This window comes from Citrobacter sp. wls827, assembly GCF_005280875.1.
In the GTDB taxonomy this organism is placed as follows: domain Bacteria; phylum Pseudomonadota; class Gammaproteobacteria; order Enterobacterales; family Enterobacteriaceae; genus Citrobacter; species Citrobacter youngae.
Genome location: NZ_SZWR01000001.1, coordinates 208,818 through 234,373 on the forward strand (window position 1 = coordinate 208,818; position 25,556 = coordinate 234,373).

General features: G+C 51.9%; 27 protein-coding genes. 21 read left to right on the forward strand and 6 right to left on the reverse strand.

The window, feature by feature from the left end; genetic code table 11:
* Positions 1 to 304: 304 nt before the first annotated feature.
* The 5 genes from gltI to rihA all read left to right on the forward strand — a co-directional run bounded on the left by gltI (position 305) and on the right by rihA (position 4,567).
* Entirely contained in the window at positions 305 to 1,213 is a 909-nt protein-coding gene (gltI, locus tag FDX03_RS00980) for a glutamate/aspartate ABC transporter substrate-binding protein GltI (RefSeq protein WP_048212290.1), read from the forward strand.
* Positions 1,214 to 1,375: 162 nt separating this feature from the next.
* Positions 1,376 to 2,116, forward strand: a complete 741-nt coding sequence (gltJ, locus tag FDX03_RS00985) for a glutamate/aspartate ABC transporter permease GltJ (protein ID WP_003022759.1) — start codon at positions 1,376 to 1,378, stop codon at positions 2,114 to 2,116.
* The gene (gene gltK, locus FDX03_RS00990) at positions 2,116 to 2,790 is read left to right on the forward strand and encodes a glutamate/aspartate ABC transporter permease GltK (protein ID WP_003022757.1); all 675 of its coding nucleotides are present in this window, start codon (positions 2,116 to 2,118) and stop codon (positions 2,788 to 2,790) included. The genes gltJ and gltK overlap by 1 nt, the downstream gene beginning before the upstream one ends.
* On the forward strand, positions 2,790 to 3,515 hold the full coding sequence (gltL, locus tag FDX03_RS00995) for a glutamate/aspartate ABC transporter ATP-binding protein GltL (protein WP_003022754.1): 726 nt from the start codon (positions 2,790 to 2,792) through the stop codon (positions 3,513 to 3,515). Before gltK ends, gltL begins: the two co-directional genes overlap by 1 nt.
* A gap of 116 nt (positions 3,516 to 3,631) precedes the next feature.
* Complete coding sequence (rihA, locus tag FDX03_RS01000; protein ID WP_048212291.1) at positions 3,632 to 4,567, forward strand: pyrimidine-specific ribonucleoside hydrolase RihA; 936 nt, start codon at positions 3,632 to 3,634, stop codon at positions 4,565 to 4,567.
* A 96-nt stretch (positions 4,568 to 4,663) separates the two neighbouring features.
* On the opposite strand, the gene FDX03_RS01005 is transcribed toward rihA, so the two are convergent.
* A complete protein-coding gene (locus FDX03_RS01005) occupies positions 4,664 to 5,146 on the reverse strand; it encodes a zinc ribbon-containing protein (protein WP_005121423.1) in 483 nt (160 codons plus the stop codon).
* Positions 5,147 to 5,381: 235 nt separating this feature from the next.
* Here FDX03_RS01005 and leuS point away from each other — a divergent pair, with 235 nt between their 5' ends.
* From leuS to nadD, 4 genes are read left to right on the forward strand one after another with little or no spacing between them, the layout of a single operon-like run.
* Positions 5,382 to 7,964 carry a leucine--tRNA ligase gene (gene leuS / locus FDX03_RS01010; protein WP_137345356.1) on the forward strand — a complete coding sequence of 861 codons (2,583 nt, stop codon included), beginning with the start codon at positions 5,382 to 5,384 and terminating at the stop codon, positions 7,962 to 7,964.
* A 14-nt stretch (positions 7,965 to 7,978) separates the two neighbouring features.
* The gene (gene lptE / locus FDX03_RS01015; RefSeq protein ID WP_048212293.1) at positions 7,979 to 8,572 is read left to right on the forward strand and encodes an LPS assembly lipoprotein LptE; all 594 of its coding nucleotides are present in this window, start codon (positions 7,979 to 7,981) and stop codon (positions 8,570 to 8,572) included.
* The gene (gene holA, locus FDX03_RS01020; protein WP_115600775.1) at positions 8,572 to 9,603 is read left to right on the forward strand and encodes a DNA polymerase III subunit delta; all 1,032 of its coding nucleotides are present in this window, start codon (positions 8,572 to 8,574) and stop codon (positions 9,601 to 9,603) included. The genes lptE and holA overlap by 1 nt, the downstream gene beginning before the upstream one ends.
* A 1-nt stretch (position 9,604) precedes the next feature.
* Positions 9,605 to 10,246, forward strand: coding sequence for a nicotinate-nucleotide adenylyltransferase (gene nadD, locus FDX03_RS01025; RefSeq protein ID WP_086523834.1), 642 nt, complete (start codon positions 9,605 to 9,607; stop codon positions 10,244 to 10,246).
* On the opposite strand, the gene cobD is transcribed toward nadD, so the two are convergent.
* Complete coding sequence (gene cobD, locus FDX03_RS01030) at positions 10,221 to 11,315, reverse strand: threonine-phosphate decarboxylase CobD (protein WP_137345357.1); 1,095 nt, start codon at positions 11,313 to 11,315, stop codon at positions 10,221 to 10,223. The genes nadD and cobD overlap by 26 nt on opposite strands.
* 97 nt (positions 11,316 to 11,412) lie before the next feature.
* Between cobD and FDX03_RS01035 the strand changes: the two genes are divergently transcribed.
* The 10 genes from FDX03_RS01035 (at position 11,413) to lipA (ending at position 20,879) form a co-directional block, all read left to right on the forward strand.
* Positions 11,413 to 12,024 (forward strand): adenosylcobalamin/alpha-ribazole phosphatase, encoded by a 612-nt coding sequence (locus FDX03_RS01035; protein ID WP_101743288.1) that lies wholly within the window; start codon positions 11,413 to 11,415, stop codon positions 12,022 to 12,024.
* A 254-nt stretch (positions 12,025 to 12,278) separates the two neighbouring features.
* Complete coding sequence (gene rsfS / locus FDX03_RS01040) at positions 12,279 to 12,596, forward strand: ribosome silencing factor (protein WP_003022728.1); 318 nt, start codon at positions 12,279 to 12,281, stop codon at positions 12,594 to 12,596.
* Positions 12,597 to 12,599: 3 nt separating this feature from the next.
* Entirely contained in the window at positions 12,600 to 13,067 is a 468-nt protein-coding gene (rlmH, locus tag FDX03_RS01045; RefSeq protein WP_003022725.1) for a 23S rRNA (pseudouridine(1915)-N(3))-methyltransferase RlmH, read from the forward strand.
* 30 nt (positions 13,068 to 13,097) lie between these two features.
* Positions 13,098 to 14,999, forward strand: coding sequence for a peptidoglycan DD-transpeptidase MrdA (mrdA, locus tag FDX03_RS01050; protein ID WP_115643720.1), 1,902 nt, complete (start codon positions 13,098 to 13,100; stop codon positions 14,997 to 14,999).
* A gap of 2 nt (positions 15,000 to 15,001) precedes the next feature.
* Positions 15,002 to 16,114 (forward strand): peptidoglycan glycosyltransferase MrdB, encoded by a 1,113-nt coding sequence (mrdB, locus tag FDX03_RS01055; protein WP_003022718.1) that lies wholly within the window; start codon positions 15,002 to 15,004, stop codon positions 16,112 to 16,114.
* Positions 16,115 to 16,124: 10 nt separating this feature from the next.
* The gene (gene rlpA, locus FDX03_RS01060) at positions 16,125 to 17,228 is read left to right on the forward strand and encodes an endolytic peptidoglycan transglycosylase RlpA (RefSeq protein ID WP_137345358.1); all 1,104 of its coding nucleotides are present in this window, start codon (positions 16,125 to 16,127) and stop codon (positions 17,226 to 17,228) included.
* 142 nt (positions 17,229 to 17,370) lie between these two features.
* On the forward strand, positions 17,371 to 18,582 hold the full coding sequence (gene dacA / locus FDX03_RS01065) for a D-alanyl-D-alanine carboxypeptidase DacA (RefSeq protein ID WP_048212300.1): 1,212 nt from the start codon (positions 17,371 to 17,373) through the stop codon (positions 18,580 to 18,582).
* Positions 18,583 to 18,688: 106 nt separating this feature from the next.
* The gene (ybeD, locus tag FDX03_RS01070) at positions 18,689 to 18,952 is read left to right on the forward strand and encodes a DUF493 family protein YbeD (protein ID WP_000850547.1); all 264 of its coding nucleotides are present in this window, start codon (positions 18,689 to 18,691) and stop codon (positions 18,950 to 18,952) included.
* A gap of 113 nt (positions 18,953 to 19,065) precedes the next feature.
* Positions 19,066 to 19,707: a lipoyl(octanoyl) transferase LipB gene (lipB, locus tag FDX03_RS01075; protein WP_061067510.1), complete on the forward strand. Its 642-nt coding sequence runs from the start codon at positions 19,066 to 19,068 to the stop codon at positions 19,705 to 19,707.
* 206 nt (positions 19,708 to 19,913) lie between these two features.
* The gene (lipA, locus tag FDX03_RS01080) at positions 19,914 to 20,879 is read left to right on the forward strand and encodes a lipoyl synthase (RefSeq protein WP_003022702.1); all 966 of its coding nucleotides are present in this window, start codon (positions 19,914 to 19,916) and stop codon (positions 20,877 to 20,879) included.
* Positions 20,880 to 20,976: 97 nt separating this feature from the next.
* Here the strand turns inward: lipA and tatE are convergent, their stop codons facing one another.
* Positions 20,977 to 21,180 carry a twin-arginine translocase subunit TatE gene (gene tatE, locus FDX03_RS01085; RefSeq protein WP_048212302.1) on the reverse strand — a complete coding sequence of 68 codons (204 nt, stop codon included), beginning with the start codon at positions 21,178 to 21,180 and terminating at the stop codon, positions 20,977 to 20,979.
* Between the two features lie 128 nt (positions 21,181 to 21,308).
* A complete protein-coding gene (locus tag FDX03_RS01090) occupies positions 21,309 to 22,097 on the reverse strand; it encodes a deaminated glutathione amidase (RefSeq protein WP_048212303.1) in 789 nt (262 codons plus the stop codon).
* Between the two features lie 90 nt (positions 22,098 to 22,187).
* Here FDX03_RS01090 and crcB point away from each other — a divergent pair, with 90 nt between their 5' ends.
* Complete coding sequence (crcB, locus tag FDX03_RS01095; protein WP_043015566.1) at positions 22,188 to 22,571, forward strand: fluoride efflux transporter CrcB; 384 nt, start codon at positions 22,188 to 22,190, stop codon at positions 22,569 to 22,571.
* Between the two features lie 51 nt (positions 22,572 to 22,622).
* On the opposite strand, the gene cspE is transcribed toward crcB, so the two are convergent.
* Both cspE and pagP read right to left on the reverse strand, forming a co-directional pair.
* Positions 22,623 to 22,832 (reverse strand): transcription antiterminator/RNA stability regulator CspE, encoded by a 210-nt coding sequence (gene cspE / locus FDX03_RS01100; RefSeq protein ID WP_000034825.1) that lies wholly within the window; start codon positions 22,830 to 22,832, stop codon positions 22,623 to 22,625.
* 189 nt (positions 22,833 to 23,021) lie between these two features.
* On the reverse strand, positions 23,022 to 23,585 hold the full coding sequence (gene pagP, locus FDX03_RS01105) for a lipid IV(A) palmitoyltransferase PagP (RefSeq protein WP_048212304.1): 564 nt from the start codon (positions 23,583 to 23,585) through the stop codon (positions 23,022 to 23,024).
* Positions 23,586 to 24,042: 457 nt separating this feature from the next.
* Between pagP and dcuC the strand changes: the two genes are divergently transcribed.
* Positions 24,043 to 25,425, forward strand: a complete 1,383-nt coding sequence (gene dcuC / locus FDX03_RS01110; protein ID WP_137345359.1) for an anaerobic C4-dicarboxylate transporter DcuC — start codon at positions 24,043 to 24,045, stop codon at positions 25,423 to 25,425.
* Positions 25,426 to 25,556 lie beyond the last annotated feature (131 nt).

A 25,556-nucleotide genomic window follows, 5' to 3' on the forward strand; every position in this document is an offset into this window, starting at 1 on the left:
CCACATCTCATTCTGGCACGTCTATTGCTTTGTTCTACAAGGCAAACGCTGTTTTGGCTGAATGTGCAACCTGGTCGCACCAAAGTTGAGCGAAGGTAGCACCCGAAAAGTGCAACAGGATATTTTTGCCCCCAAATGGTGCGGCGCACTTCGCAAAAATAAACAATAACACAGCAAATTCTTTACATTCATCCAAACTAAATGTTAACAAACATATACAAGACTGCACGTTTAAGTAGCAAACAATAACAACATCACAATGGGTATCAATGCGTCACCGGCGCAGACGATAAAGGAGTTGGATATGCAATTACGTAAGCTCGCCACAGCCATGCTGGTCATGGGAATGTCCGCTGGTCTGGCGCATGCAGAAGACGCAGCACCAGCGGCAGGCAGCACGCTGGATAAGATCGCTAAAAATGGCGTAATCGTCGTCGGGCACCGTGAATCCTCGGTACCGTTTTCTTACTACGATAATCAGCAAAAAGTGGTCGGCTATTCACAGGATTACTCCAACGCAATTGTTGAAGCGGTGAAGAAAAAGCTGAACAAGCCTGACCTGCAGGTGAAACTGATCCCAATTACCTCTCAGAACCGTATTCCGCTGCTGCAAAACGGTACCTTCGACTTTGAATGTGGTTCCACCACCAACAACGTTGAGCGCCAGAAACAAGCAGCCTTCTCTGACACTATTTTCGTTGTCGGCACCCGTCTGCTGGCGAAAAAAGGCGGTGACGTCAAAGATTTCGCTGACCTGAAAGGCAAAGCCGTGGTCGTGACTTCAGGTACCACCTCAGAAGTCCTGCTGCACAAGCTGAACGAAGAACAAAAAATGGATATGCGCATCATCAGCGCGAAAGACCACGGTGACTCTTTCCGTACTCTGGAAAGCGGCCGCGCCGTTGCCTTTATGATGGATGACGCCCTGCTGGCTGGCGAACGCGCGAAAGCGAAGAAACCAGACAACTGGGAGATCGTTGGCAAGCCGCAATCTCAGGAAGCCTACGGCTGTATGCTGCGCAAAGATGACCCTGAGTTCAAAAAGCTGATGGATGACACCATTGCCCAGGCTCAGACCTCAGGCGAAGCTGAGAAATGGTTTGATAAGTGGTTTAAAAATCCAATTCCACCGAAGAACCTGAACATGAATTTCGAACTGTCAGACGAAATGAAGGCTCTGTTCAAATCACCGAATGATAAAGCGCTTAACTAACTAAAATAAATGGGGCGAGTTCACCTTGCCCTCTCGATTGTTACTTGGCACGGACAGACTATAAGCCTGATGGTCGTTCCCCATCAGGCCTGAAAACCGCAAAACGCCGAATAACAATCTTCGAGGGTAGCGCTGCTACCCTTTTTTTTCTGGAGTAGATTTATGTCTATAGACTGGAACTGGGGTATTTTTTTACAACAGGCCCCGTTCGGCAACACCACCTATCTCGGCTGGCTCTGGAGTGGTTTCCAGGTCACGGTCGCGTTATCTATCACCGCCTGGATTATCGCTTTCCTCATAGGCTCTTTATTCGGCATTTTACGTACCGTACCAAATCGTTTCCTTTCCGGGATCGGCACGCTGTACGTTGAGTTGTTTCGTAACGTTCCACTCATCGTCCAGTTCTTTACCTGGTATCTGGTCATTCCTGAACTGCTGCCGGAAAACATTGGCATGTGGTTCAAGTCAGAACTGGATCCCAACATTCAGTTCTTCCTCTCATCCATGCTTTGTCTGGGGCTGTTTACCGCCGCGCGCGTCTGTGAGCAGGTTCGTGCCGCGATTCAGTCCCTGCCTCGCGGGCAGAAAAACGCCGCGCTGGCGATGGGCCTGACGCTGCCGCAAGCCTATCGCTACGTCCTGCTGCCAAACGCTTATCGCGTGATTGTTCCGCCAATGACCTCAGAGATGATGAACCTGGTGAAGAACTCCGCAATCGCCTCCACCATCGGTCTGGTGGATATGGCGGCGCAGGCGGGCAAGCTGCTGGATTACTCCGCCCACGCATGGGAATCGTTTACCGCCATCACGCTGGCCTACGTCCTGATTAACGCCGTCATCATGCTGGTGATGAATCTCGTCGAACGCAAAATCCGCCTGCCTGGCAATTTGGGAGGCAAATAATGTACGAATTTGACTGGAGTTCTATCGTCCCTTCCCTGCCGTATCTGCTGGACGGATTGATCATCACGTTGAAAATCACCGTTACAGCGGTCGTCATTGGTATCGTCTGGGGGACCATCCTTGCCGTCATGCGACTGTCGAGCTTTGCGCCGATTGCCTGGTTTGCGAAGGGCTACGTCAACGTATTCCGCTCTATTCCGCTGGTAATGGTGCTGCTGTGGTTCTACCTGATTGTGCCCGGCTTCCTGCAAAACGTGCTGGGCCTGTCGCCAAAAACCGATATTCGCCTGATCTCGGCGATGGTGGCGTTTTCGATGTTTGAAGCCGCGTACTATTCCGAAATTATCCGTGCCGGTATCCAGAGTATTTCTCGTGGGCAGTCCAGCGCCGCGTTGGCGCTGGGGATGACCCACTGGCAGTCGATGAAGCTGATCATTCTGCCACAGGCATTCCGCGCAATGGTGCCGCTACTGCTTACCCAGGGCATCGTACTGTTCCAGGATACCTCGCTGGTCTATGTATTGAGTCTGGCAGATTTCTTCCGTACCGCCTCCACCATTGGTGAGCGTGACGGCACGCAGGTTGAAATGATCCTGTTTGCTGGCGCCGTTTATTTTGTATTCAGTCTGAGCGCATCGTTGTTGGTCAGCTATTTGAAGAAAAGGACAGTTTAATGATTACCCTGAAAAATGTTTCTAAATGGTATGGTCACTTTCAGGTGCTGACCGACTGCTCCACGGAAGTGAAAAAAGGTGAGGTGGTGGTTGTCTGTGGCCCGTCAGGCTCCGGTAAATCAACGCTTATCAAGACGGTAAACGGCCTGGAGCCAGTGCAACAGGGCGTCATCACCGTTGATGGCACCGTGGTAAATGATAAAAAAACCGATCTGGCCAAACTGCGCTCTCGTGTTGGTATGGTGTTCCAGCACTTTGAACTGTTCCCGCATCTGTCGATCATTGAGAACCTGACTCTGGCGCAGGTAAAAGTGCTTAAGCGCGATAAAAAGCCGGCCCGCGACAAAGCGCAAAAGTTACTGGAACGCGTTGGTCTGTCGGCACATGCCGAGAAGTTCCCGGCCCAGCTATCCGGGGGCCAGCAACAGCGTGTCGCTATCGCCCGGGCGCTATGTATGGATCCTATCGCCATGCTGTTTGACGAACCGACATCGGCGCTTGATCCTGAAATGATCAACGAAGTACTGGACGTTATGGTTGAACTGGCCAATGAAGGGATGACCATGATGGTGGTAACCCACGAAATGGGCTTTGCGCGTAAAGTGGCGAACCGGGTGATCTTCATGGATGAAGGGAAAATTGTTGAAGACTCACCGAAAGAAGAGTTCTTCGCCAATCCGAAATCGGACCGCGCCAAAGACTTCCTCGCGAAAATCCTGCACTAATCTTGCTGGCGCGCATCGCCATGTGCGCGCCACCTCACGATTTACCTCTTCACTTCTCGAAACAGATACAGCCCAGCGTTAACCTTGTCACAGAGTCCCACTTACAAGGAGCAACAATGGCACTTCCGATCCTGTTTGATTGCGATCCAGGTCATGACGACGCTATCGCAATTGTTCTCGCCCTCGCCTCACCTGAACTGGATGTGAAAGCGGTAACCTCGTCAGCCGGGAACCAGACGCCCGACAAAACGCTGCGTAACGTATTACGCATGCTAACACTGCTCAATCGTAGTGATATTCCCGTCGCCGGTGGCGCTGTGAAACCGCTGATGCGCGATCTGATTATTGCCGATAACGTCCACGGCGAGAGTGGGTTAGATGGCCCGGCACTCCCGGAACCCGCCTTTGCGCCACAGGCCTGTACCGCTGTGGAACTGATGGCGAAAACCCTGCGTGACAGCCCGGAACCAGTGACCATTGTCTCCACCGGGCCGCAAACCAACGTGGCATTGCTACTGAATAGCCATCCTGAACTGCACGCTAAAATCGCCCGTATCGTGATAATGGGTGGTGCGATGGGTCTCGGAAACTGGACGCCCGCCGCTGAGTTCAACATTTTCGTGGATCCTGAAGCCGCTGAAATCGTATTCCAGTCGGGCATTCCGGTGGTGATGGCGGGTCTGGACGTCACGCATAAAGCGCAAATACATCGCGAAGATACCGAACGGTTCCGCGCTATTGGCAATCCTGTTTCAACGATCGTTGCTGAACTACTCGACTTCTTCTTTGAATATCACAAAGACGAAAAATGGGGATTCATCGGCGCGCCGCTGCACGACCCCTGCACTATTGCCTGGCTGCTGAAACCGGAACTGTTTACCACCGTTGATCGCTGGGTTGGTGTGGAAACTCAGGGCAAATACACGCAGGGCATGACCGTGGTGGACTACTACTTCCTGAGCGGCAATAAGCCAAACGCCACCGTGATGGTGGACGTTGATCGCCAGGGATTTGTCGATCTGCTGGCGGAACGGCTGAAGTTTTACGCCTGATACACGCCGGACGGCGCTAACGCTTATCCGGCCTACAAAATCGTGCAATTTGTAGGCCGGATAAGACGCTTCACGTCGCCATCCGGCAATAAGCGATTACGGCTCAAATGGCCGTCTTTGGAACTGATCGTGTCCGCATTTCGGACACAGCGGCAGCACATCCGGAGTGTACACCGCTAAATGGAAGTGACACTTCTCGCAGACCAGATTCCCCAACCCAACCACCTCGCCGCTGTGATAAACCCCATGATGACTGAGATCCTGGAACACTTCGCGCCATTCGAGCTGCGTTTTATCGGTAATATCGGCCAGTTCCTGCCAGATACTCTCCTTGATAACCCGCATAAAGACGCTGTCTGTCTCCTCATCGAGACTTTCTTCATAACTGAGTGCAAACTCTTCCAGGTCGCGTCTGACGGCCCTTGTGAGTTCCTCCACCTCGGTTCGGGTTAACTCCCCGGTCTGCATAACTCGCTGACGCGCCTGCTCCACCAACGCGTCGATATCGCGTTCGCCGTTACGCAGACGTTCGCTGAGTGACGTCACCAGTTCACGGTAATATTGAGCAACCTTGTTCATCGCTTCGCCTCCTGGGTCGTTAACTGTCTATAATAATAGACGTTATTTACGCTACGCTTTGCAAGACTGTCCACAGAGTGTGTAAATTCGTGTCAGAATTATCCTTGCGGGAATTCAACGCTGAATGCGCGAAAGGCTGTTTTGACGCGGGCGTTTGGGCTATGCTATGCGGATCTGAAACACCACATCTAGAGCTACGTTTGTAGCTGTATTGAAAACAGGACCACTGGCTGCCATGCAAGAGCAATACCGCCCGGAAGAGATAGAATCCAAAGTACAGCTTCACTGGGATGAGAAGCGCACATTTGAAGTTACCGAAGACGAGAGCAAAGAGAAGTATTACTGCCTGTCTATGCTTCCCTATCCTTCTGGTCGACTACACATGGGCCACGTACGTAACTACACCATCGGTGACGTGATCGCCCGCTACCAGCGCATGCTGGGCAAAAACGTACTGCAGCCCATTGGCTGGGATGCGTTCGGCCTGCCTGCGGAAGGTGCGGCGGTAAAAAACAATACCGCGCCAGCACCGTGGACGTACGACAACATCGCGTACATGAAAAACCAGCTCAAAATGCTGGGCTTTGGTTACGACTGGAGCCGTGAGCTGGCGACCTGCACCCCGGAATATTACCGCTGGGAACAGAAGTTCTTCACCGAACTGTACAAAAAAGGTCTGGTATACAAGAAAACCTCTGCGGTGAACTGGTGCCCTAACGACCAGACCGTACTGGCGAACGAACAGGTTATTGACGGCTGCTGCTGGCGCTGCGATACCAAAGTTGAGCGTAAAGAGATCCCACAGTGGTTCATCAAAATCACCGCTTACGCAGACGAACTGCTGCGTGATCTGGATAACCTGGATCACTGGCCTGACACCGTTAAAACGATGCAGCGCAACTGGATTGGCCGCTCTGAAGGTGTAGAAATCACCTTCAACGTGAACGGTTACGACAACACGCTGACCGTCTACACCACCCGTCCGGATACCTTTATGGGTGCGACCTACCTGGCCGTTGCCGCAGGTCACCCGCTGGCGCAAAAAGCGGCGGCAAATAACCCGGAACTGGCTGCCTTCATTGACGAATGCCGTAACACCAAGGTTGCTGAAGCCGAAATGGCGACCATGGAGAAAAAGGGCGTCGATACCGGCTTTAAAGCGGTTCATCCGCTGACTGGCGAAGAAATCCCGGTTTGGGCGGCAAACTTCGTCCTGATGGAATACGGCACCGGTGCGGTGATGGCCGTTCCGGGTCACGATCAGCGCGACTACGAATTTGCCACCAAGTATGGCCTGTCCATCAAGCCGGTAATTCTGACTTCTGAAGGCGCAGAGCCGGATTTGTCCGAGCAGGCACTGACCGAAAAAGGCGTGCTGTTTAACTCCGGTGAGTTTGACGGCCTGGCCTTCGAAGACGCGTTCAACGCCATTGCCGACAAGCTGGTCGCTCTGGGTGTCGGTGAGCGTAAAGTTAACTACCGTCTGCGCGACTGGGGTGTTTCCCGTCAGCGTTACTGGGGCGCGCCAATTCCGATGGTGACGCTGGAAGACGGTACCGTACTGCCGACACCAGAAGATCAACTGCCGGTAATTCTGCCAGAAGATGTCGTCATGGACGGTATCACCAGCCCGATCAAAGCCGATCCGGAGTGGGCGAAAACCACCGTTAACGGTATGCCTGCCCTGCGTGAAACCGACACCTTCGATACCTTTATGGAGTCCTCCTGGTACTACGCGCGCTACACCTGCCCGCAGTACAACGAAGGCATGCTGGACCCAGAAGCGGCAAACTACTGGCTGCCGGTTGATATCTACATTGGCGGTATTGAACACGCCATCATGCACCTGCTCTACTTCCGCTTCTTCCACAAACTGATGCGCGACGCGGGCATGGTCAACTCTGACGAACCGGCTAAACAGCTGCTGTGTCAGGGAATGGTGCTGGCCGATGCGTTCTACTACGTTGGCGCAAATGGCGAACGCAACTGGGTTTCTCCGGTTGACGCCATCGTTGAGCGCGACGAAAAAGGTCGTATCGTTAAGGCGAAGGATGCTGAAGGCCATGAACTGGTGTATACCGGCATGAGCAAAATGTCCAAGTCCAAAAACAACGGTATCGACCCGCAGGTCATGGTTGAACGTTACGGCGCGGACACCGTGCGTCTGTTCATGATGTTCGCCTCTCCGGCTGATATGACCCTGGAATGGCAGGAATCCGGCGTAGAAGGGGCAAACCGCTTCCTGAAGCGTGTCTGGAAACTGGTTTATGAGCACACTTCACATGGTGATGCTCCGGCGCTGAACGTTGCTGCACTGACGGAAGATCAAAAAGCGCTGCGTCGCGACGTGCACAAAACCATTGCTAAAGTGACTGATGATATCGGTCGCCGTCAGACCTTTAACACCGCAATTGCGGCGATTATGGAACTGATGAACAAGCTGGCGAAAGCACCGCAGGAAGACGAGCAGGACCGTGCCCTGATGCAGGAAGCGCTGCTGGCCGTTGTACGCATGCTCAACCCGTTCACCCCACACGTTTGCTTCACCCTGTGGCAGGCGCTGAAAGGCGAAGGCGATATCGACAATGCGCCGTGGCCGGTAGCTGATGACGCCGCAATGGTTGAAGACTCAACGCTGGTTGTGGTTCAGGTAAACGGCAAAGTACGTGGCAAAATCACCGTTCCGGTAAACGCCACTGAAGAGCAGGTTCGTGAACGTGCTGGCCAGGAGCCTCTGGTGGCAAAATATCTTGATGGCGTTACCGTACGTAAAGTGATTTATGTACCGGGTAAACTCCTCAATCTGGTCGTTGGCTAAGCGCGGGAGGAAGCGTGCGATTTCTGACAACATTGTTGTTATCTCTGGCGGTGCTGGTCACCGCCGGGTGTGGCTGGCATCTGCGTAGTACTACGCAGGTTCCCCCCACGATGAAAACCATGATTCTGGTCACGGGTGATCCGAACGGCCCGTTAAGCCGGGCGGTGCGTAATCAGTTGCGTTTGAATGGCGTTACACTGCTGGAAGACAGCTCAACGCGCAAAGACGTTCCGTCCTTACGCCTTGGCGCGGTCAGCATTTCGCAGGATACCGCGTCCGTGTTCCAGAACGGTCAAACCGCTGAATACCAGATGGTGATGTCCGTGAGTGCTTCAGTCCTGATCCCGGGCCATGATATTTACCCGATCAGCGCTAAAGTCTATCGTTCATTCTTCGACAACCCGCAAGCGGCACTGGCGAAGGATAACGAGCAGGAGATGATCGTTAAAGAGATGTACGACAAGGCGGCCGAGCAGTTGATTCGTAAACTGCCAAGCGTACATATTGCTGATGTTCAGTCATCCGGCGATGACGTCGAGCCTGCAGTGAAAACTGCAGCGCCAGCGTCCTCCTCTCCGGCGCGTGTTTCCACCACGCTGGGTAACTGATGCTCAAGTTGTACCCTGAACAACTCCGCGCACAGCTCAATGAAGGGCTGCGCGCGGCGTATTTACTCTTAGGTAACGATCCCCTCTTATTGCAGGAAAGCCAGGATGCCATCCGACAGGCTGCCGCAACGCAAGGGTTCGAAGAACACCACGCTTTCACCCTGGACAACAGCACCGACTGGGGGGAAATTTTTTCACTCTGCCAGGCGATGAGCCTGTTTGCCAGCCGTCAAACGTTACTCCTGCAGTTGCCAGAAAATGGCCCCAATGCCGCCATTAACGAACAACTTGCCTCGCTCGTCACACTGCTACATGACGATCTGCTGCTTATTGTTCGTGGTAACAAGCTGACCAAAGCCCAGGAAAACGCCGCATGGTATACCGGACTGGCGAATAACGCGGTACTGGTCAGTTGCCAGACACCTGAACAGGCACAGCTTCCGCGTTGGGTAGCCGCAAGGGCGAAACATCATAATCTGCAGTTGGATGACGCCGCCAACCAGCTCTTATGCTATTGCTACGAAGGCAATCTGCTAGCGTTAGCGCAGGCGCTGGAGCGGTTGTCGCTACTTTGGCCTGACGGTAAATTAACATTGCCTCGTGTGGAGCAAGCCGTTAACGATGCCGCGCACTTTACCCCGTTTCACTGGGTGGACGCGCTGCTGATGGGCAAAAGCAAACGCGCGCTGCATATTCTGCAACAGCTCCGTCTTGAAGGCAGTGAACCCGTTATTTTGTTACGTACTCTGCAGCGGGAATTATTACTGCTGGTGAACCTGAAACGGCAGTCGGCCCATACCCCATTACGGGCATTGTTTGACAAACATCGGGTATGGCAAAATCGCCGTGGCATGATGGGAGAAGCGTTAAACCGGCTGACTCCCACGCAGTTACGTCAGGCGGTCACGCTGTTAACACGTACGGAAATTACGCTTAAACAAGACTATGGTCAGTCAGTGTGGGCAGAGCTTGAGGGACTTTCCCTGTTGCTTTGCCATAAATCACTGGCAGATGTTTTTATTGATGGTTGATATGAAATCATTGCAGGCTCTGTTCGGCGGCACCTTTGATCCGGTGCATTATGGTCATCTGAAACCCGTTGAAATTCTGGCTAATCTGATTGGCCTCTCTCGGGTCATTGTCATGCCCAATAACGTGCCACCACATCGTGCGCAACCGGAAGCCTCCAGCGCCCAGCGTAAACATATGCTTGAGCTGGCCATTGCCGACAAACCTTTGTTTTCACTGGATGAACGCGAGCTAAAACGCGATACCGCCTCGTACACCGCGCAAACGCTGCAAGAGTGGCGTGTGGAACAAGGCCCGGATGCACCGCTGGCATTCATTATTGGTCAGGATTCACTGCTGACCTTTCCTTCCTGGCATGACTACGACACGATTCTGGACAACACCCATCTTATCGTGTGTCGACGTCCGGGTTACCCGCTCGAAATGGCACAGGAACAGCACCAGCAGTGGCTGGAAAATCATCTGACCCATACGGCAGATGATCTGCATAATCTGCCGGCAGGTAAGATTTACCTTGCCGAAACGCCGTGGTTCAATATCTCCGCCACGCTTATCCGCGAACGCCTGGAAAAAGGCGAGCCGTGCGACGACTTACTGCCACGCGCCGTGCTCGACTATATCAACCAGCAGGGTTTGTACCGCTAAGCGTGTTGTTTAATGCCGCCAACAGGCGGTCATTTTCGTCCTTACTGCGAACAGCAACCCGGTAATAACGCGCGTCCAGGCCAGGGTAATTGGCACAACTGCGGATCAAAACATGTTGTTCCAGCAGTGATTTTTGCAAACCGATATCCGGTCGATCGCAGCGTAACAGCCGATAGTTAGCCCGACCGGGATAGACTGTCAGGCCGGGCAGTGTTTGCAATTGTTGATCAAATCGCTGTCCTTCCTGTGCCAGCCATTGCCACGTCGCCTGCTGGTAGGCGCTATCGCTAAGAATCATCTCTCCCGCCAGCGCGGCAAATGCGTTAATTGACCACGGCATTTGTCGGCTGCGCATCCGTGCCACGGCCTGTTCATCGCTATTGACCAGATAACCCAGTCGCAACCCCGGTATCGCATAGAACTTGGTCAGCGAGCGAAGAACCCAAATGTGCGGATTCTCTTGTAGCCGCGGAATAAAACCCTCCTCCCCGGCAATAAAATCGATAAAGGCTTCATCCAGAATCAAGGTAATCCCCAATTCAGCGCAGCGCGTTGCTATCGCAGCAAGCAGATGACCATCGGGCAATAGCCCTGTAGGGTTGTTGGGCGTACAGAGAAAAAGGCAGTCCAGCTCTGGCGTTAACACATCAAGGATCGTGGCGGTGAGCTGCCAGCCATCCTCCTCGCGCAGCGCAAATTCATGGATCGCACATTCTCCCCATTCCAGCGCCCGGCGGTATTCAGCAAATCCAGGGGCAACAATCATCGCATGACGCGGCTTGAGACCATTAACCAGGGTGAAGATAGATTCTGTTTCGCCATTCCCCGCGAGGATCCACGAAACAGGTATCTGGTGATGCTGCGCCAGCGCCGCATGCAACTGGGTGTAGTCAACGTCCGGGTAGCATTCAGCCCTGTCCAGATTGTCGATAAGCGCGCATTTTAAGGTTACGGGCATACCCAGCGGGTTAATATTCGCGCTAAAATCCAGCAATTGCTCAGGCGGGATGCCCAACAATGCGGCGGCTTCTCGGGTATTACCGCCGTGCGCGCTCTTCAATAAAGACATCGTGCCGCTCCAGTTAAAAAGGGGTATTTTATTGAAAAAATCTCTGCGCAATCAGGGCAAGCATCATATTTTGTGCGAATAGCCCCAAGAGGAAAAAATGAGACTCTGGTTAGTACGTCACGGAGAAACCGAAGCCAATGTCGCTGGGTTATACAGCGGTCATGCCCCCACACCGCTAACGGAACGGGGGATTGTTCAGGCGCAATCACTGAGTGGGCTGCTACGCAATGTCCCTTTCGACAACGTTCTGTGCAGCGAACTCGAACGCGCCCGCCATACAACCCAACTGATTCTGGCAGAACGCGATGTTCCTGTGCGTGTCATGCCTGAACTTAATGAGATGTTCTTTGGCGACTGGGAAATGCGCCATCATCGCGATCTTGTGCGCGAAGACGCTGAAAATTATGCCGTATGGTGTAACGACTGGCAGAACGCAACCCCAACTAATGGCGAAGGATTTCAGGCATTTTCACAGCGTGTTGAACGTTTCATTGCTCAGCTTGCTGAATACAAAGACAGTAAAAATCTGTTGGTGGTAAGTCATCAGGGCGTGCTGAGCGTACTGGTAGCCCGGCTGCTGTCCATGCCCACGGCCGCCATGTGGCACTTTCGCATCGAACAGGGATGCTGGAGTGCCATTGATTTTTGTGACGACTTTGCAGTTCTGAAAGTTCTCAATAGTCGCGCCGTGTGGCACGAGGGTGAGTGAATGCACTGTTTTTTCTGCCGAAGGGCCTCTCTCCCATTGACACCCTATGACAGGCTGCTATTCTCCGCAACCTGACTTTTCCCGCCTTTCAGAGCTTTGCAGAAATTGTTTTACAAAAATGGCGATGCATTCTGTTGCGTGGGGTGGGATGATAGCGCACCTCAAAAGCGCTTTCGGAGACATTTGTCCCGATATCGCCTCTGGTTCAGGTATACTAACAGACGTTTTTAACTCTTTTCACCCAGGGGGAACACTTGCAGGGTAAAGCACTCCAGGATTTTGTAATCGACAAAATTGATGACCTGAAAGGTCAAGACATCATCGCCTTAGATGTTCAGGGCAAATCCAGTATCACCGATTGCATGATTATCTGCACTGGCACGTCCAGCCGCCATGTCATGTCTATCGCCGATCACGTTGTTCAGGAGTCTCGCACCGCCGGTCTGCTGCCGCTTGGCGTAGAAGGCGAAAACGTAGCTGACTGGATCGTCGTCGATCTTGGTGATGTGATTGTCCACGTTATGCAGGAAGAGAGCCGTCGCCTGTATGAACTGGAAAAACTCTGGAGTTAATGCGTGAAGCTGCAACTTGTCGCTGTGGGTACGAAAATGCCTGACTGGGTGCAAACCGGTTTTACGGAGTACCTGCGCCGGTTTCCGAAAGACATGCCCTTTGAGCTGATCGAAATCCCGGCAGGAAAACGCGGCAAGAACGCGGACATTAAGCGCATTCTCGACAAAGAGGGTGAACAGATGCTGGCCGCCGCAGGCAAAAACCGCATCGTCACCCTTGATATCCCAGGAAAACCCTGGGACACGCCACAACTGGCGACCGAGCTGGAACGCTGGAAACTGGATGGTCGTGACGTCAGTCTGTTGATTGGCGGACCGGAAGGACTGTCCCCCGCCTGTAAAGCGGCAGCGGAGCAAAGCTGGTCACTCTCTGCATTAACCCTTCCCCACCCTCTTGTCCGGGTGCTGGTCGCAGAGAGTCTGTACAGGGCGTGGAGCATTACCACCAACCATCCTTATCACCGTGAGTGATCATTGATTCTTGAGTAGATTAAGCAGCGGATGAAACTACAGAATTCTTTTCGCGACTATACGGCTGAGTCCGCGCTGTTTGTGCGCCGGGCGCTGGTCGCTTTTTTGGGGATTTTGCTGCTCACTGGCGTGCTAATCGCCAATCTTTATAATCTGCAAATCGTTCGGTTTACTGATTATCAGACCCGTTCGAACGAGAACCGCATCAAACTGGTGCCTATCGCCCCCAGCCGCGGCATCATTTATGACCGCAACGGAATTCCCCTCGCCCTTAACCGCACCATTTATCAGATAGAAATGATGCCGGAAAAGGTCGACAACATTCAGAATACGCTCGACGCGCTGCGTAACGTCGTCGATCTGACGGACGATGACATTGCCGCCTTCAAAAAAGAGCGCGCCCGTTCACACCGCTTCACCTCTATTCCGGTAAAAACCAACCTGACTGAAGTTCAGGTCGCACGCTTTGCCGTGAATCAGTATCGTTTTCCTGGCGTCGAAGTTAAAGGCTATAAACGCCGCTATTACCCCTACGGCTCTGCACTGACCCACGTGATCGGCTACGTATCGAAGATCAACGATAAAGACGTTGAACGCCTGGATAAAGACGGCAAGCTGGCCAACTACGCGGCGACGCACGACATCGGTAAGTTGGGTATTGAACGTTATTACGAAGACGTACTTCATGGTCAAACCGGTTATGAAGAGGTTGAAGTCAATAACCGCGGCCGCGTTATTCGCCAGCTTAAAGAAGTGGCGCCGCAGGCCGGGCACGATATCTATCTGACGCTTGATTTGAAACTCCAGCAATACATTGAAACGCTGCTGGCGGGTAGCCGTGCCGCCGTCGTGGTCACAGACCCGCGTACTGGTGGTGTCCTGGCACTGGTCTCTATGCCAAGCTATGACCCGAACCTGTTCGTGGACGGCATCTCCAGCAAAGATTATTCCGGGTTACTCAATGACCCCAATACCCCACTGGTTAACCGCGCCACGCAAGGCGTTTACCCTCCGGCGTCCACGGTTAAACCTTATGTTGCGGTCTCTGCGTTAAGCGCAGGCGTTATTACCCGCAATACCGGGCTATTCGATCCGGGCTGGTGGCAATTACCCGGTTCAGAGAAACGTTACCGTGACTGGAAAAAATGGGGTCACGGTCATCTGAACATCACCCGTTCTCTGGAAGAGTCCGCTGATACGTTTTTCTATCAAATCGCCTATGATATGGGGATTGACCGTCTTTCTGAGTGGATGAGCAAATTTGGTTACGGCCATTATACGGGCATCGATCTCGCTGAAGAGCGCGCGGGTAACATGCCAACCCGCGAGTGGAAGCAAAAACGGTTTAAAAAGCCCTGGTACCAGGGTGATACAATCCCTGTCGGTATCGGTCAGGGCTACTGGACAGCAACACCTATCCAGATGAGTAAAGCGCTGATGATCCTCATCAACGACGGCATGGTGAAAGTCCCTCATCTGCTGATGAGCACAGCGGAAAACGGCAAGCAAGTGCCGTGGGTACAGCCACATGAGCCTCCTGTCGGTGACATTCATTCTGGCTACTGGGAAATCGCCAAAGACGGTATGTACGGTGTAGCGAATCGCCCTAATGGGACTGCGCACAAGTATTTTGCTGGCGCACCCTACAAAATTGCGGCGAAATCCGGTACCGCGCAGGTATTTGGCCTGAAAGCCAATGAAACCTATAACGCACATAAGATCGCCGAACGTTTACGTGACCACAAACTGATGACTGCATTCGCGCCCTATGACAAACCCGAGGTCGCTGTCGCGATGATCCTCGAAAACGGTGGGGCCGGTCCGGCTGTAGGTACACTCATGCGCCAGATCCTTGACCACATTATGTTGGGTGACAACAACACCAATCTGCCTGCTGAAAACCCGGCGGTTGCAGCAGGTGAGGACCAATAATCGTGACGGATAATCCGAACAAAAAAACATTCTGGGACAAAATTCATATCGATCCCACAATGTTGCTTATCTTGCTGGCTCTGCTGGTCTACAGCTCGCTGGTCATCTGGAGCGCCAGCGGCCAGGATATTGGCATGATGGAACGTAAGGTCGGCCAGATCGCTATGGGGCTGGTCATCATGGTGGTGATGGCGCAAATTCCTCCCAGAGTCTATGAAGGTTGGGCGCCGTACCTCTATATCTTCTGTATCATCCTGTTGGTTGCTGTCGATGCCTTCGGCGCCATTTCCAAAGGCGCACAACGTTGGCTGGATTTGGGAATCGTGCGTTTTCAGCCCTCGGAAATCGCCAAGATAGCCGTCCCGCTGATGGTGGCGCGCTTTATCAACCGCGATGTCTGCCCACCTTCGCTGAAGAATACGGCTATAGCGCTGGTGCTCATTTTTATGCCCACGCTGCTGGTTGCCGCGCAGCCTGACCTCGGCACCTCAATCCTGGTTGCGCTTTCCGGCCTGTTTGTCTTGTTCCTCTCCGGCTTGAGCTGGCGTTTAATCGGCGTTGCTGTGGTTCTGGTGGCCGCATTTATTCCAATACTGTGGTTCTTCCTGATGCATGATTACCAGCGACAACGCGTGATGATGCTTCTCGACCCGGAAACCGATCCGCTGGGCGCGGGCTATCACATTATTCAGTCTAAAATTGCTATTGGTTCAGGTGGGCTACGCGGCAAAGGCTGGTTGCATGGTACGCAGTCGCAGTTGGAGTTTTTGCCCGAACGTCATACTGACTTTATCTTTGCAGTACTAGCGGAAGAGCTGGGTCTGGTAGGGATTTTAATCCTGCTTGCCCTGTACATTTTGCTGATTATGCGCGGATTGTGGATCGCCGCCCACGCACAAACGACCTTTGGTCGCGTCATGGCCGGTGGTTTAATGTTGATATTATTCGTTTATGTCTTCGTAAATATTGGTATGGTGAGCGGTATTCTGCCTGTAGTTGGGGTTCCACTCCCACTGGTCAGTTACGGAGGCTCAGCACTGATCGTGCTGATGGCCGGGTTCGGGATTGTCATGTCGATCCACACCCATAGAAAAATGTTGTCAAAAAGCGTGTAAGGGGTACGCAATGCGTAAGCAGTGGATTGGAATCTGCATCGCAGCAGGAATGCTCGCGGCGTGTTCAGGTGATGATGGTCAGCAACAGGCTGCCGTCGCGCCGCAACCTGCGGTGTGTAATGGTCCGATTGTTGAAATCAGCGGAGCCGATCCGCGTTTTGAACCCCTGAACCCAACGGCGAATCAGGACTATCAGCGTGACGGTAAGAGCTACAAGATAGTCCTGGATCCCTCCCGCTTTAGCCAGGCTGGACTGGCCGCCATTTACGATGCGGAGCCAGGAAGTAATTTGACCGCATCAGGTGAAGCTTTCGACCCGATGCAGTTAACTGCTGCGCACCCGACGCTGCCCATTCCAAGCTATGCCAGAATTACTAACCTGGCAAACGGTCGAATGATCGTCGTACGCATTAACGATCGTGGCCCATATGGCAACGATCGCGTCGTTTCGCTGTCGCGAGCAGCAGCCGATCGTCTGAACACATCTAACAACACGAAAGTGCGTATCGATCCGATCATTGTCGCACAGGATGGTTCTCTGTCCGGCCCAGGTATGGCCTGTACGACAGTGGCCAAACAAACCTATGCCCTGCCCTCTCGCCCTGATTTAAGCGGCGGTGGCAGCATGCCTGCTACACCGGATGCAGGTCAGCCGCAAGGAGATATCCGCCCGATCAGCAATTCCACGCTGAGAAGCGATGACCCTACCGGAGCACCAGTAAACAGCGGTGGATTCCTCGGTGCGCCGACTACGCTCGCTTCCGGCGTGCTTGAAGGTAGCGAACCGACGCCAGCGCCACAACCGGCTGCTCCTGTGACTGCGCCAGCCACAACACCGACTGTCGCAGCAGCACCAGCCGTCGCCGTTGCCACTCCGGCAGCTGCAGCCAACGGTCGTTACGTCGTTCAGGTTGGTGCGGTAAGCGAGCAGGCGCGTGCACAGCAGTATCAAAAGCGTTTAAGTCAGCAGTTTGGCGTTCCGGGCCGGGTTGTGCAAAACGGTGCCGTTTGGCGTATTCAGATGGGGCCATTCGCCAGCAAGGCTGAAGCCTCCACACTGCAGCAGCGTCTGCAATCCGAGGCGCAATTACAGTCCTTCATCACCGGCGTGTAATAACGTAAACCAGGCATCTGAATTGTCAATTTCTGTAAATGACATTAACAAAGTCACGCGGAAAGTCAGATGCCTGCCAGTTATGCATTTGCTATAGTAGGGCACTTTTTTTAATTTCACCACGGACGTCGTAGTTCAGACCATGAAGACCACTTTTTCCGCTCGTTTCGTGCAGCGCATGGCGCTCACCGCGGCTCTCTGCGCAGCCTCTCTTTCTGCTGCCCATGCAGATGACCTGAATATTAAAACCATGATCCCGGGTGTTCCGCAGATCGATGCGGAGTCGTATATCCTGATTGACTACAATTCAGGCAAAGTTCTCGCAGAACAAAATGCGGACTCTCGCCGTGACCCCGCCAGCCTGACCAAAATGATGACCAGCTACGTCATCGGCCAGGCGATGAAAGCCGGGAAATTCAAAGAAACCGATCTGGTCACCGTCGGCAACGACGCCTGGGCTACGGGCAACCCGGTCTTTAAAGGTTCATCGCTGATGTTCCTCAAACCTGGCATGCAGGTTCCTGTTTCTCAATTGATCCGTGGTATTAACCTGCAATCAGGGAACGATGCTTGCGTGGCAATGGCGGACTTCGCAGCCGGAAGCCAGGATGCTTTCGTCGGTCTGATGAACAGCTATGTGAATGCGCTGGGCCTGAAAAACACCCACTTCCAGACCGTTCATGGTCTCGATGCTGACGGTCAGTACAGCTCGGCCCGTGACATGGCACTGATTGGTCAGGCGCTAATTCGCGACGTGCCCAACGAATACTCTATCTATAAAGAAAAAGAGTTCACCTTTAACGGTATCCGCCAGCTCAACCGTAACGGTCTGCTGTGGGATAACAGCCTGAATGTTGACGGTATCAAAACCGGCCACACTGACAAAGCTGGCTACAACCTCGTTGCATCCGCAACCGAAGGCCAGATGCGTCTGATCTCCGCCGTGATGGGTGGTCGCACCTATAAAGGCCGCGAAACTGAAAGTAAAAAACTGCTGACCTGGGGCTTCCGTTTCTTTGAAACCGTGAACCCGTTGAAAGTCGGCAAAGAGTTTGCTTCAGAACCGGCCTGGTTTGGTAATACCGATCGTGCGTCATTAGGTGTCGATAAAGACGTGTACCTGACTATTCCACGCGGCCGCATGAAAGATCTGAAAGCCAGCTATGTTCTGAACACCACGGAACTGCATGCACCGCTGCAGAAAAACCAGGTTGTCGGCACCATCAACTTCCAGCTTGATGGCAAAACCATTGAACAGCGTCCGTTGGTGGTTCTGCAGGAAATCCCGGAAGGCAACTTCTTTGGTAAAATCATTGATTACATTAAATTAATGTTCCATCACTGGTTTGGCTAAAAATCGAACACTTGAAAGTGTGATTTACGTCCCCATATACTAGGTATCCAGATAACTCCCACGCGCCGTGGGAGTTATTATTTTTTGATGTAACGCCGGAGCTGACATGAAAACCAAACTTAACGAACTGCTTGAATTCCCTACTCCATTTACTTACAAAGTAATGGGGCAGGCGTTGCCTGAGCTGGTTGATCAGGTGGTTGAAGTGGTACAGCGCCATGCGCCAGGTGATTACTCCCCAACGGTAAAACCGAGCAGCAAAGGCAATTACCACTCGGTCTCTATCACTATTAATGCGACACACATTGAGCAGGTTGAAACACTGTACGAAGAATTAGGTAATATCGATATCGTACGTATGGTGCTGTAAAAGCCTGTCGGTTACCCGCTGCATCCCCGCTCGGGTAACCCCTCCCCCCTGTGATATACTTTTCCCCTCTTTAACATTCTCTACTCTATGTGAGTATCTACGGAGATGCCGTTTTGTATCAGGATAAAATTCTTGTCCGCCAGCTCGGTCTTCAGCCCTACGAGCCAGTCTCTCTGGCCATGCACGAATTCACCGATACCCGCGATGAAAATAGTCATGATGAAATCTGGCTGGTAGAGCATTATCCTGTCTTTACCCAGGGTCAGGCCGGTAAAGCAGAGCACGTACTGATGCCCGGTGATATTCCCGTTATCCAGAGCGATCGGGGCGGTCAGGTGACATACCACGGACCCGGCCAGCAGGTTATGTATGTTCTGTTGAATCTCAAACGCCGCAAACTGGGCGTGCGTGAACTGGTAACACTGCTGGAACAAACCGTGGTGAATACGCTTGCGGAGATAGGTATTGACGCCCATCCGCGCGCTGATGCGCCTGGCGTATACGTCGGGGAGAAGAAAATCTGCTCTTTGGGATTACGTATTCGTAGAGGATGTTCGTTTCACGGCTTAGCGCTCAACGTGGATATGGATTTGTCGCCTTTCCTGCGTATCAATCCTTGTGGTTACGCCGGAATGGAGATGGCGAAAGTATCGCAGTGGGATAGCGCAGCCACGACCGAGAGCGTGCGTCCTCGTCTGCTGGCTAACATTTTAGCGCTGTTGGGCAATCCCCCCCACGAGTACATCGCAGACTGAAAAACAGGTTATCGTTTGCCGCAGCATATGTTGTGGCAAATGGCACAAAACAACAACTATTTTACATTTTGCCAGCCTGTCAGGCTGCTTTCTGGCCCGTTTCAATGATATACTGCGTATCACTAATTCAAAAATAGTTGATAAATGCAACATTCCCTTGAATTGAAACGCTTTCCTTCGTAATTCGCAACTGGAACACGCAAGCTATGAGTAAACCCATTGTGATGGAACGCGGTGTTAAATACCGCGATGCCGATAAGATGGCTCTTATCCCGGTAAAAAATGTAGCAACAGAGCGCGAAGCCCTGCTGCGTAAGCCGGAATGGATGAAAATAAAACTGCCAGCGGACTCCACTCGCATCCAGGGTATCAAAGCAGCGATGCGCAAAAATGGCCTGCACTCTGTCTGCGAAGAAGCGTCCTGCCCTAACCTGGCAGAATGTTTCAACCACGGGACCGCGACCTTTATGATCCTCGGCGCAATCTGTACTCGCCGCTGTCCATTCTGTGACGTTGCCCATGGTCGCCCGGTTGCCCCTGATGCTAACGAACCGTTAAAACTGGCCCAGACGATTGCGGACATGGCGCTACGCTATGTTGTCATTACCTCCGTTGACCGCGACGATCTACGCGATGGTGGCGCTCAGCATTTTGCGGATTGTATCACCGCAATCCGTGAGAAAAGCCCGTCGATTAAAATCGAAACGCTGGTACCTGACTTCCGTGGTCGTATGGATCGTGCGCTGGATATCCTCACGGCCACCCCGCCAGACGTGTTTAACCATAACCTCGAGAACGTTCCGCGTATTTACCGTAACGTACGCCCTGGGGCTGATTACAACTGGTCACTGAAGCTTCTGGAACGTTTCAAGGAAGCGCACCCTGAGATCCCAACCAAATCCGGTCTGATGGTGGGTCTGGGTGAAACCAATGCTGAAATCATTGAGGTTATGCGTGACCTGCGCAGCCATGGCGTGACCATGCTGACGCTGGGGCAGTATTTACAGCCAAGCCGTCACCACCTGCCGGTTCAGCGCTATGTAAGCCCGGACGAGTTTGATGAGATGAAGGCTGAAGCCATGGCAATGGGCTTTACCCATGCAGCCTGCGGCCCATTTGTTCGTTCTTCTTATCATGCGGACATGCAGGCGAAAGGGCTGGAAGTGAAGTAATCGTGTAATACTCACTTACATTTCAGCAATAAAAAAACCGGCAATTGCCGGTTTTTTTTCATGCAGAGTATGCAGTATGAGCATCGTGCTCCTGACATTACTCTTTATGGGAAAGCTTCTCAGTCTGAACGCTACCGTCAGCATCTTTCTTAGCATCGGCATTATCATCGTTCATCGCTTTCTTGAAGCCTTTAATTGCCGTTCCCAGGTCTCCACCCAGTGTACGTAACTTCTTGGTACCAAACAGCAGAACGACCAGTGCGGCAACCACCAGCAGTTTGGTAATACTAATCTCACCCATAGATACCTTCTTAACTTAAACCAGGCTGCATAAAGCGCCATATTAACCTGAGAATATTAACGGCCTTTCGACGCGCGCACACAATAGCAATCTGTAACAAGGTGAATCAAGCCTTGTTTAAAAAAACGTCATAATAATTGCGGTGGCGCAAAGCGGCGGTTACGTAACACAGGAAGTTGCGCCCTGACCTGCCTCACCCGCTCAGCAGAAACCTCCGTCATTATCAGCGCAGGCGTTTCCGCCGCAGCGGCAATCGTCACGCCAAACGGATCGATAACCCGGCTTTGACCGATATTCTTGTTACCACACTCCCCCGCAGCAATCACATAACAGGTTGCATCCAGAGCTCTTGCCGCCAACAGCGTTGTCCAATGATGATCTTTGAGCGATCCTCGCACCCAGGCCGCCGGTAAGACCAGGATTTCAGCCCCCTGTAACGCGAGCGCCAATGCCAGCTCAGGAAAGCGCAGGTCATAGCAGGTCATTAACCCTACCTTTAATCCGTCTACGTCCAGCAATGGCGCTACAGCCTCACCTGCATCGACATTCCGCGACTCCTGAATCGAAAAGGCATCATAGAGATGTAATTTTGCGTAATGGGCGATAACCCGACCTCTCCGTAGCGCAACCAGCATGTTCAACGCCCGGCCAGGTACAGAGGGAACATGAATCGTCAGAATCGTCGTCATCTCATTTTGCGCACTCTCTTGCTGTAACCGCGTCAGAAAACCGCCTTCCAGTAGCTGGGCTGACTTCACCGATAGATCGGGGTCGAGATCGTCACGGGCCAACAGCGCTTCCGGCAGCACCAACAGAGATGCGCCTTCTCCTGCGGCCTGAGACATCAACTGGACACACGTTTCCGCATTTTTTTCCCACGAGGGGCCCACGGCAAATTGCCCTGCTGCAACAAACATATTCCCTCCAGAAAAATGGGTTAAGCTCGCCAACAACGATTATTCAGCGTTACACTCACGCTATATACAATCAAATAGCAGGATTATGCAGTGTTACAACTCCTTTTAGCAGTTTTTATCGGTGGCGGTACAGGAAGCGTAGCAAGATGGATGTTAAGCATGCGGTTCAATCCGCTGCATCAGGCCATCCCATTCGGTACGCTGGCAGCAAATCTGATTGGCGCGTTTATTATTGGCATGGGGCTGGCGTGGTTTAACCGCATGACAAACATTGATCCAATGTGGAAAGTGCTCATTACCACCGGTTTCTGCGGAGGGCTGACGACGTTTTCAACCTTCTCGGCAGAAGTCGTGTTTTTGCTGCAAGAGGGACGCTTTGGTTGGGCAATGGTGAATGTGCTGGTTAACCTGTTGGGTTCATTTGCGATGACGGCTCTGGCATTCTGGCTGGTTTCTGCCTCTCCTGCACACTAGGCGAAAAAAAACCCGCAATTAAGCGGGTTTTGAATGCTTGCTGTCGTATGCTTACAGAGCGATTACGTTTGCAGCAGAAGGGCCTTTGGCACCGTTAGTGATTTCGAACTCTACGCGCTGACCTTCAGCCAGAGTTTTAAAACCATTGGTCTGGATTGCAGAGAAGTGTACGAACACGTCTTTGCTGCCATCTTCCGGAGTAATGAAACCGAATCCTTTGGACTCATTAAACCACTTAACGTTACCTTTAATCTTAGACATCAAAATTACCTTTACATGAAAAATAGACACAAATGCTGTGTCGGGTATCAGTACAACAATTGTGATGCACTTTGTCCAGTCGAACTTTGTCAAAAAGTGATAAATGTCGCGTTATTTTTCGGACAAACAATGTATCCATATGTTTTTAAACAGGTTTATAATAATCTACCTGACAATACAGGTAGCCTGTCAAAACTGGAAACGCATCCAGGCAAAGTAGACATTTCCGTTGTTATACGTACCCGGAATGTAGGTCATCTGGAACGTTGCCGGCCCATAGCCTATCGATGCCAACGGCAGGATCAATGGCACGGGAATATAGTTCCAATTATCGCGCGCGGTGAAACCAGCTGTATAGCCCAGCCCCAGACGGAAATTATCATCGGCCAGCGGTCGCCAGGTTTTTTCCCAGCCATAGCCGCCAATCGGCTCCCATTTATTAAAGGAATCCTTGAAGGCCATAATATAGAGCCCGTGCCAATTACCTTTATCATCCCAACGGGACTGGCCAAATCCTGCCCCCCAAGGACGTTCGTTGTAGCGATCGGTTTTCTCTTTATCGTAGGCAAAACGCGCATGCCAGGTAATGGCCGGCACATACAGATCATAATGCTCAGGCTGCTGCCAGGTTTCACTGACATTATCTTTAAAAGTATCAAACCACCCTTTATCCTCAGCAAAACCCTGAGGAATAAAGGCTAACTGAATAAAAAGAAATGAAAAAATGAGAAAATAACGTTTAGCGACAATCACGACTTAATTACCATCCTGGGAGTTAGTATTAATTGTAGCAAACAAAACCTTAATGTTAGCTTAACAAAGATGCGCTAATAAAAAATCAGAATATTCTCCACATATAAATTTCAGATCGTTGTCATTATATTTATTGTGGTTTTTATATGTGACATGTTCTCTTATTTCTATTAACCGGCTTCTTTTACGCAAAAACACCAAATAAATTACAATTAATTAACATTAATGCATCATCACAAAACAAAATAACACATAAAACCAGAGTGTTTCACAGTTTTTGATTGCCGTACTCCCTTTTCATCCGCTATGTTGAAAAAACGCCTGCGCCATCGGTTGAATCCGTATTTTTATTGATTTTAATCAGCAAGAGGCAGGTGTTTATTAGGCACATTCTCACACCGCTTTATGCTTTTTTTAGTTTTTTTACTTTCTGGGCGTCAATATGACAGGGGAAACAATGTTGACATTTATAGAACTCCTTATTGGAGTCGTTGTTATTGTGGGTGTGGCTCGCTACATCATTAAAGGTTATTCCGCGACCGGCGTATTGTTTGTCGGGGGCCTGGTTTTATTGATTATCAGCGCCCTGATGGGACATAAAGTTCTGCCCGGCAGTGCCGAAAGTACCGGCTACACCGCGACAGATATTGTTGAATATATTAAAATTTTGCTGATGAGCCGCGGCGGCGACCTCGGCATGATGATTATGATGCTGTGTGGTTTTGCCGCCTACATGACGCATATCGGCGCGAACGATATGGTCGTTAAGCTGGCCTCCAGGCCCCTGCAATATATCAACTCGCCTTACATGCTAATGATTGCCGCCTATTTTGTTGCCTGCCTGATGTCACTGGCAGTCTCTTCGGCAACCGGGCTGGGCGTGCTGTTGATGGCGACACTCTTTCCGGTCATGGTTAACGTTGGGATCAGTCGTGGTGCTGCGGCGGCCATTTGCGCCTCCCCTGCCGCAATCATTCTTTCTCCAACTTCCGGGGATGTCGTGCTGGCTGCAAAAGCAGCGGAAATGCCACTGATCGACTTCGCGTTTAAAACCACGTTGCCGATTTCCATTGCTGCCATTATTGGTATGGCGATTGCTCATTACTTCTGGCAGCGCTATCTGGATAAAAAAGAGAACATCTCTCACGAAATGTTAGATGTGGCAGAAATCACCACTACGGCTCCCTCGTTTTACGCCATTCTGCCGTTTACCCCGATCGTCGGTGTACTGATTTTTGATGGTAAATGGGGCCCGCAACTGCACATTATCACGATTCTGGTGCTGTGCATGCTTATTGCCGCAGTGCTGGAGTTCATCCGCGGATTCAACACCCAGAAGGTTTTCTCAGGTCTGGAAGTCGCCTACCGCGGAATGGCAGATGCCTTTGCTAACGTCGTCATGTTGTTAGTTGCAGCCGGTGTATTTGCTCAGGGTCTGAGCACCATTGGCTTTATTCAGAGTCTGATCTCTATCGCCACCTCATTTGGTTCTGCGAGCATTATTCTGATGCTGGTCCTGGTGATTCTGACCATGCTGGCCGCAATGACCACGGGCTCCGGTAACGCGCCTTTCTACGCCTTCGTTGAGATGATCCCAAAACTGGCGCACTCTTCCGGTATCAACCCTGCCTACCTTTCGATCCCAATGCTGCAGGCGTCAAACCTCGGACGCACAATCTCCCCGGTATCCGGTGTGGTTGTGGCTGTCGCGGGGATGGCGAAGATTTCACCGTTTGAAGTCGTAAAACGAACTTCTGTTCCGGTAATGGTCGGACTGCTGATTGTGATTATCGCCACTGAAGTGATGGTACCGGCAACGTCTGTCCTGATTGGCGGTTAACGATACCTGTTAATACCTGACCTTAATACACAAAATCATTTATGCTGCATCGCGGCGGCAAGTGAAGACATCCCCAGGAGCATAGATAACTATGTGACTGGGGTTTCTGCACGCAGCCAACAAAGAGGCAG

Bases quoted from the DNA above. Each gene is read 5' to 3' on its own strand.
- nadD (WP_086523834.1), top strand. From the start codon at position 9,605: ATGAAATCATTGCAGGCTCTGTTCGGCGGCACCTTTGATCCGGTGCAT.
- rihA (WP_048212291.1), top strand. From the start codon at position 3,632: ATGGCACTTCCGATCCTGTTTGATTGCGATCCAGGTCATGACGACGCT.
- ybeD (WP_000850547.1), top strand. From the start codon at position 18,689: ATGAAAACCAAACTTAACGAACTGCTTGAATTCCCTACTCCATTTACT.
- cspE (WP_000034825.1), bottom strand. From the start codon at position 22,832: ATGTCTAAGATTAAAGGTAACGTTAAGTGGTTTAATGAGTCCAAAGGA.
- tatE (WP_048212302.1), bottom strand. From the start codon at position 21,180: ATGGGTGAGATTAGTATTACCAAACTGCTGGTGGTTGCCGCACTGGTC.
- FDX03_RS01035 (WP_101743288.1), top strand. From the start codon at position 11,413: ATGAGACTCTGGTTAGTACGTCACGGAGAAACCGAAGCCAATGTCGCT.
- gltK (WP_003022757.1), top strand. From the start codon at position 2,116: ATGTACGAATTTGACTGGAGTTCTATCGTCCCTTCCCTGCCGTATCTG.
- leuS (WP_137345356.1), top strand. From the start codon at position 5,382: ATGCAAGAGCAATACCGCCCGGAAGAGATAGAATCCAAAGTACAGCTT.
- rlpA (WP_137345358.1), top strand. From the start codon at position 16,125: ATGCGTAAGCAGTGGATTGGAATCTGCATCGCAGCAGGAATGCTCGCG.
- cobD (WP_137345357.1), bottom strand. From the start codon at position 11,315: ATGTCTTTATTGAAGAGCGCGCACGGCGGTAATACCCGAGAAGCCGCC.
- lipA (WP_003022702.1), top strand. From the start codon at position 19,914: ATGAGTAAACCCATTGTGATGGAACGCGGTGTTAAATACCGCGATGCC.
- mrdA (WP_115643720.1), top strand. From the start codon at position 13,098: ATGAAACTACAGAATTCTTTTCGCGACTATACGGCTGAGTCCGCGCTG.
- FDX03_RS01090 (WP_048212303.1), bottom strand. From the start codon at position 22,097: ATGTTTGTTGCAGCAGGGCAATTTGCCGTGGGCCCCTCGTGGGAAAAA.
- gltL (WP_003022754.1), top strand. From the start codon at position 2,790: ATGATTACCCTGAAAAATGTTTCTAAATGGTATGGTCACTTTCAGGTG.
- FDX03_RS01005 (WP_005121423.1), bottom strand. From the start codon at position 5,146: ATGAACAAGGTTGCTCAATATTACCGTGAACTGGTGACGTCACTCAGC.
- dacA (WP_048212300.1), top strand. From the start codon at position 17,371: ATGAAGACCACTTTTTCCGCTCGTTTCGTGCAGCGCATGGCGCTCACC.
- gltI (WP_048212290.1), top strand. From the start codon at position 305: ATGCAATTACGTAAGCTCGCCACAGCCATGCTGGTCATGGGAATGTCC.
- holA (WP_115600775.1), top strand. From the start codon at position 8,572: ATGCTCAAGTTGTACCCTGAACAACTCCGCGCACAGCTCAATGAAGGG.
- dcuC (WP_137345359.1), top strand. From the start codon at position 24,043: ATGTTGACATTTATAGAACTCCTTATTGGAGTCGTTGTTATTGTGGGT.
- gltJ (WP_003022759.1), top strand. From the start codon at position 1,376: ATGTCTATAGACTGGAACTGGGGTATTTTTTTACAACAGGCCCCGTTC.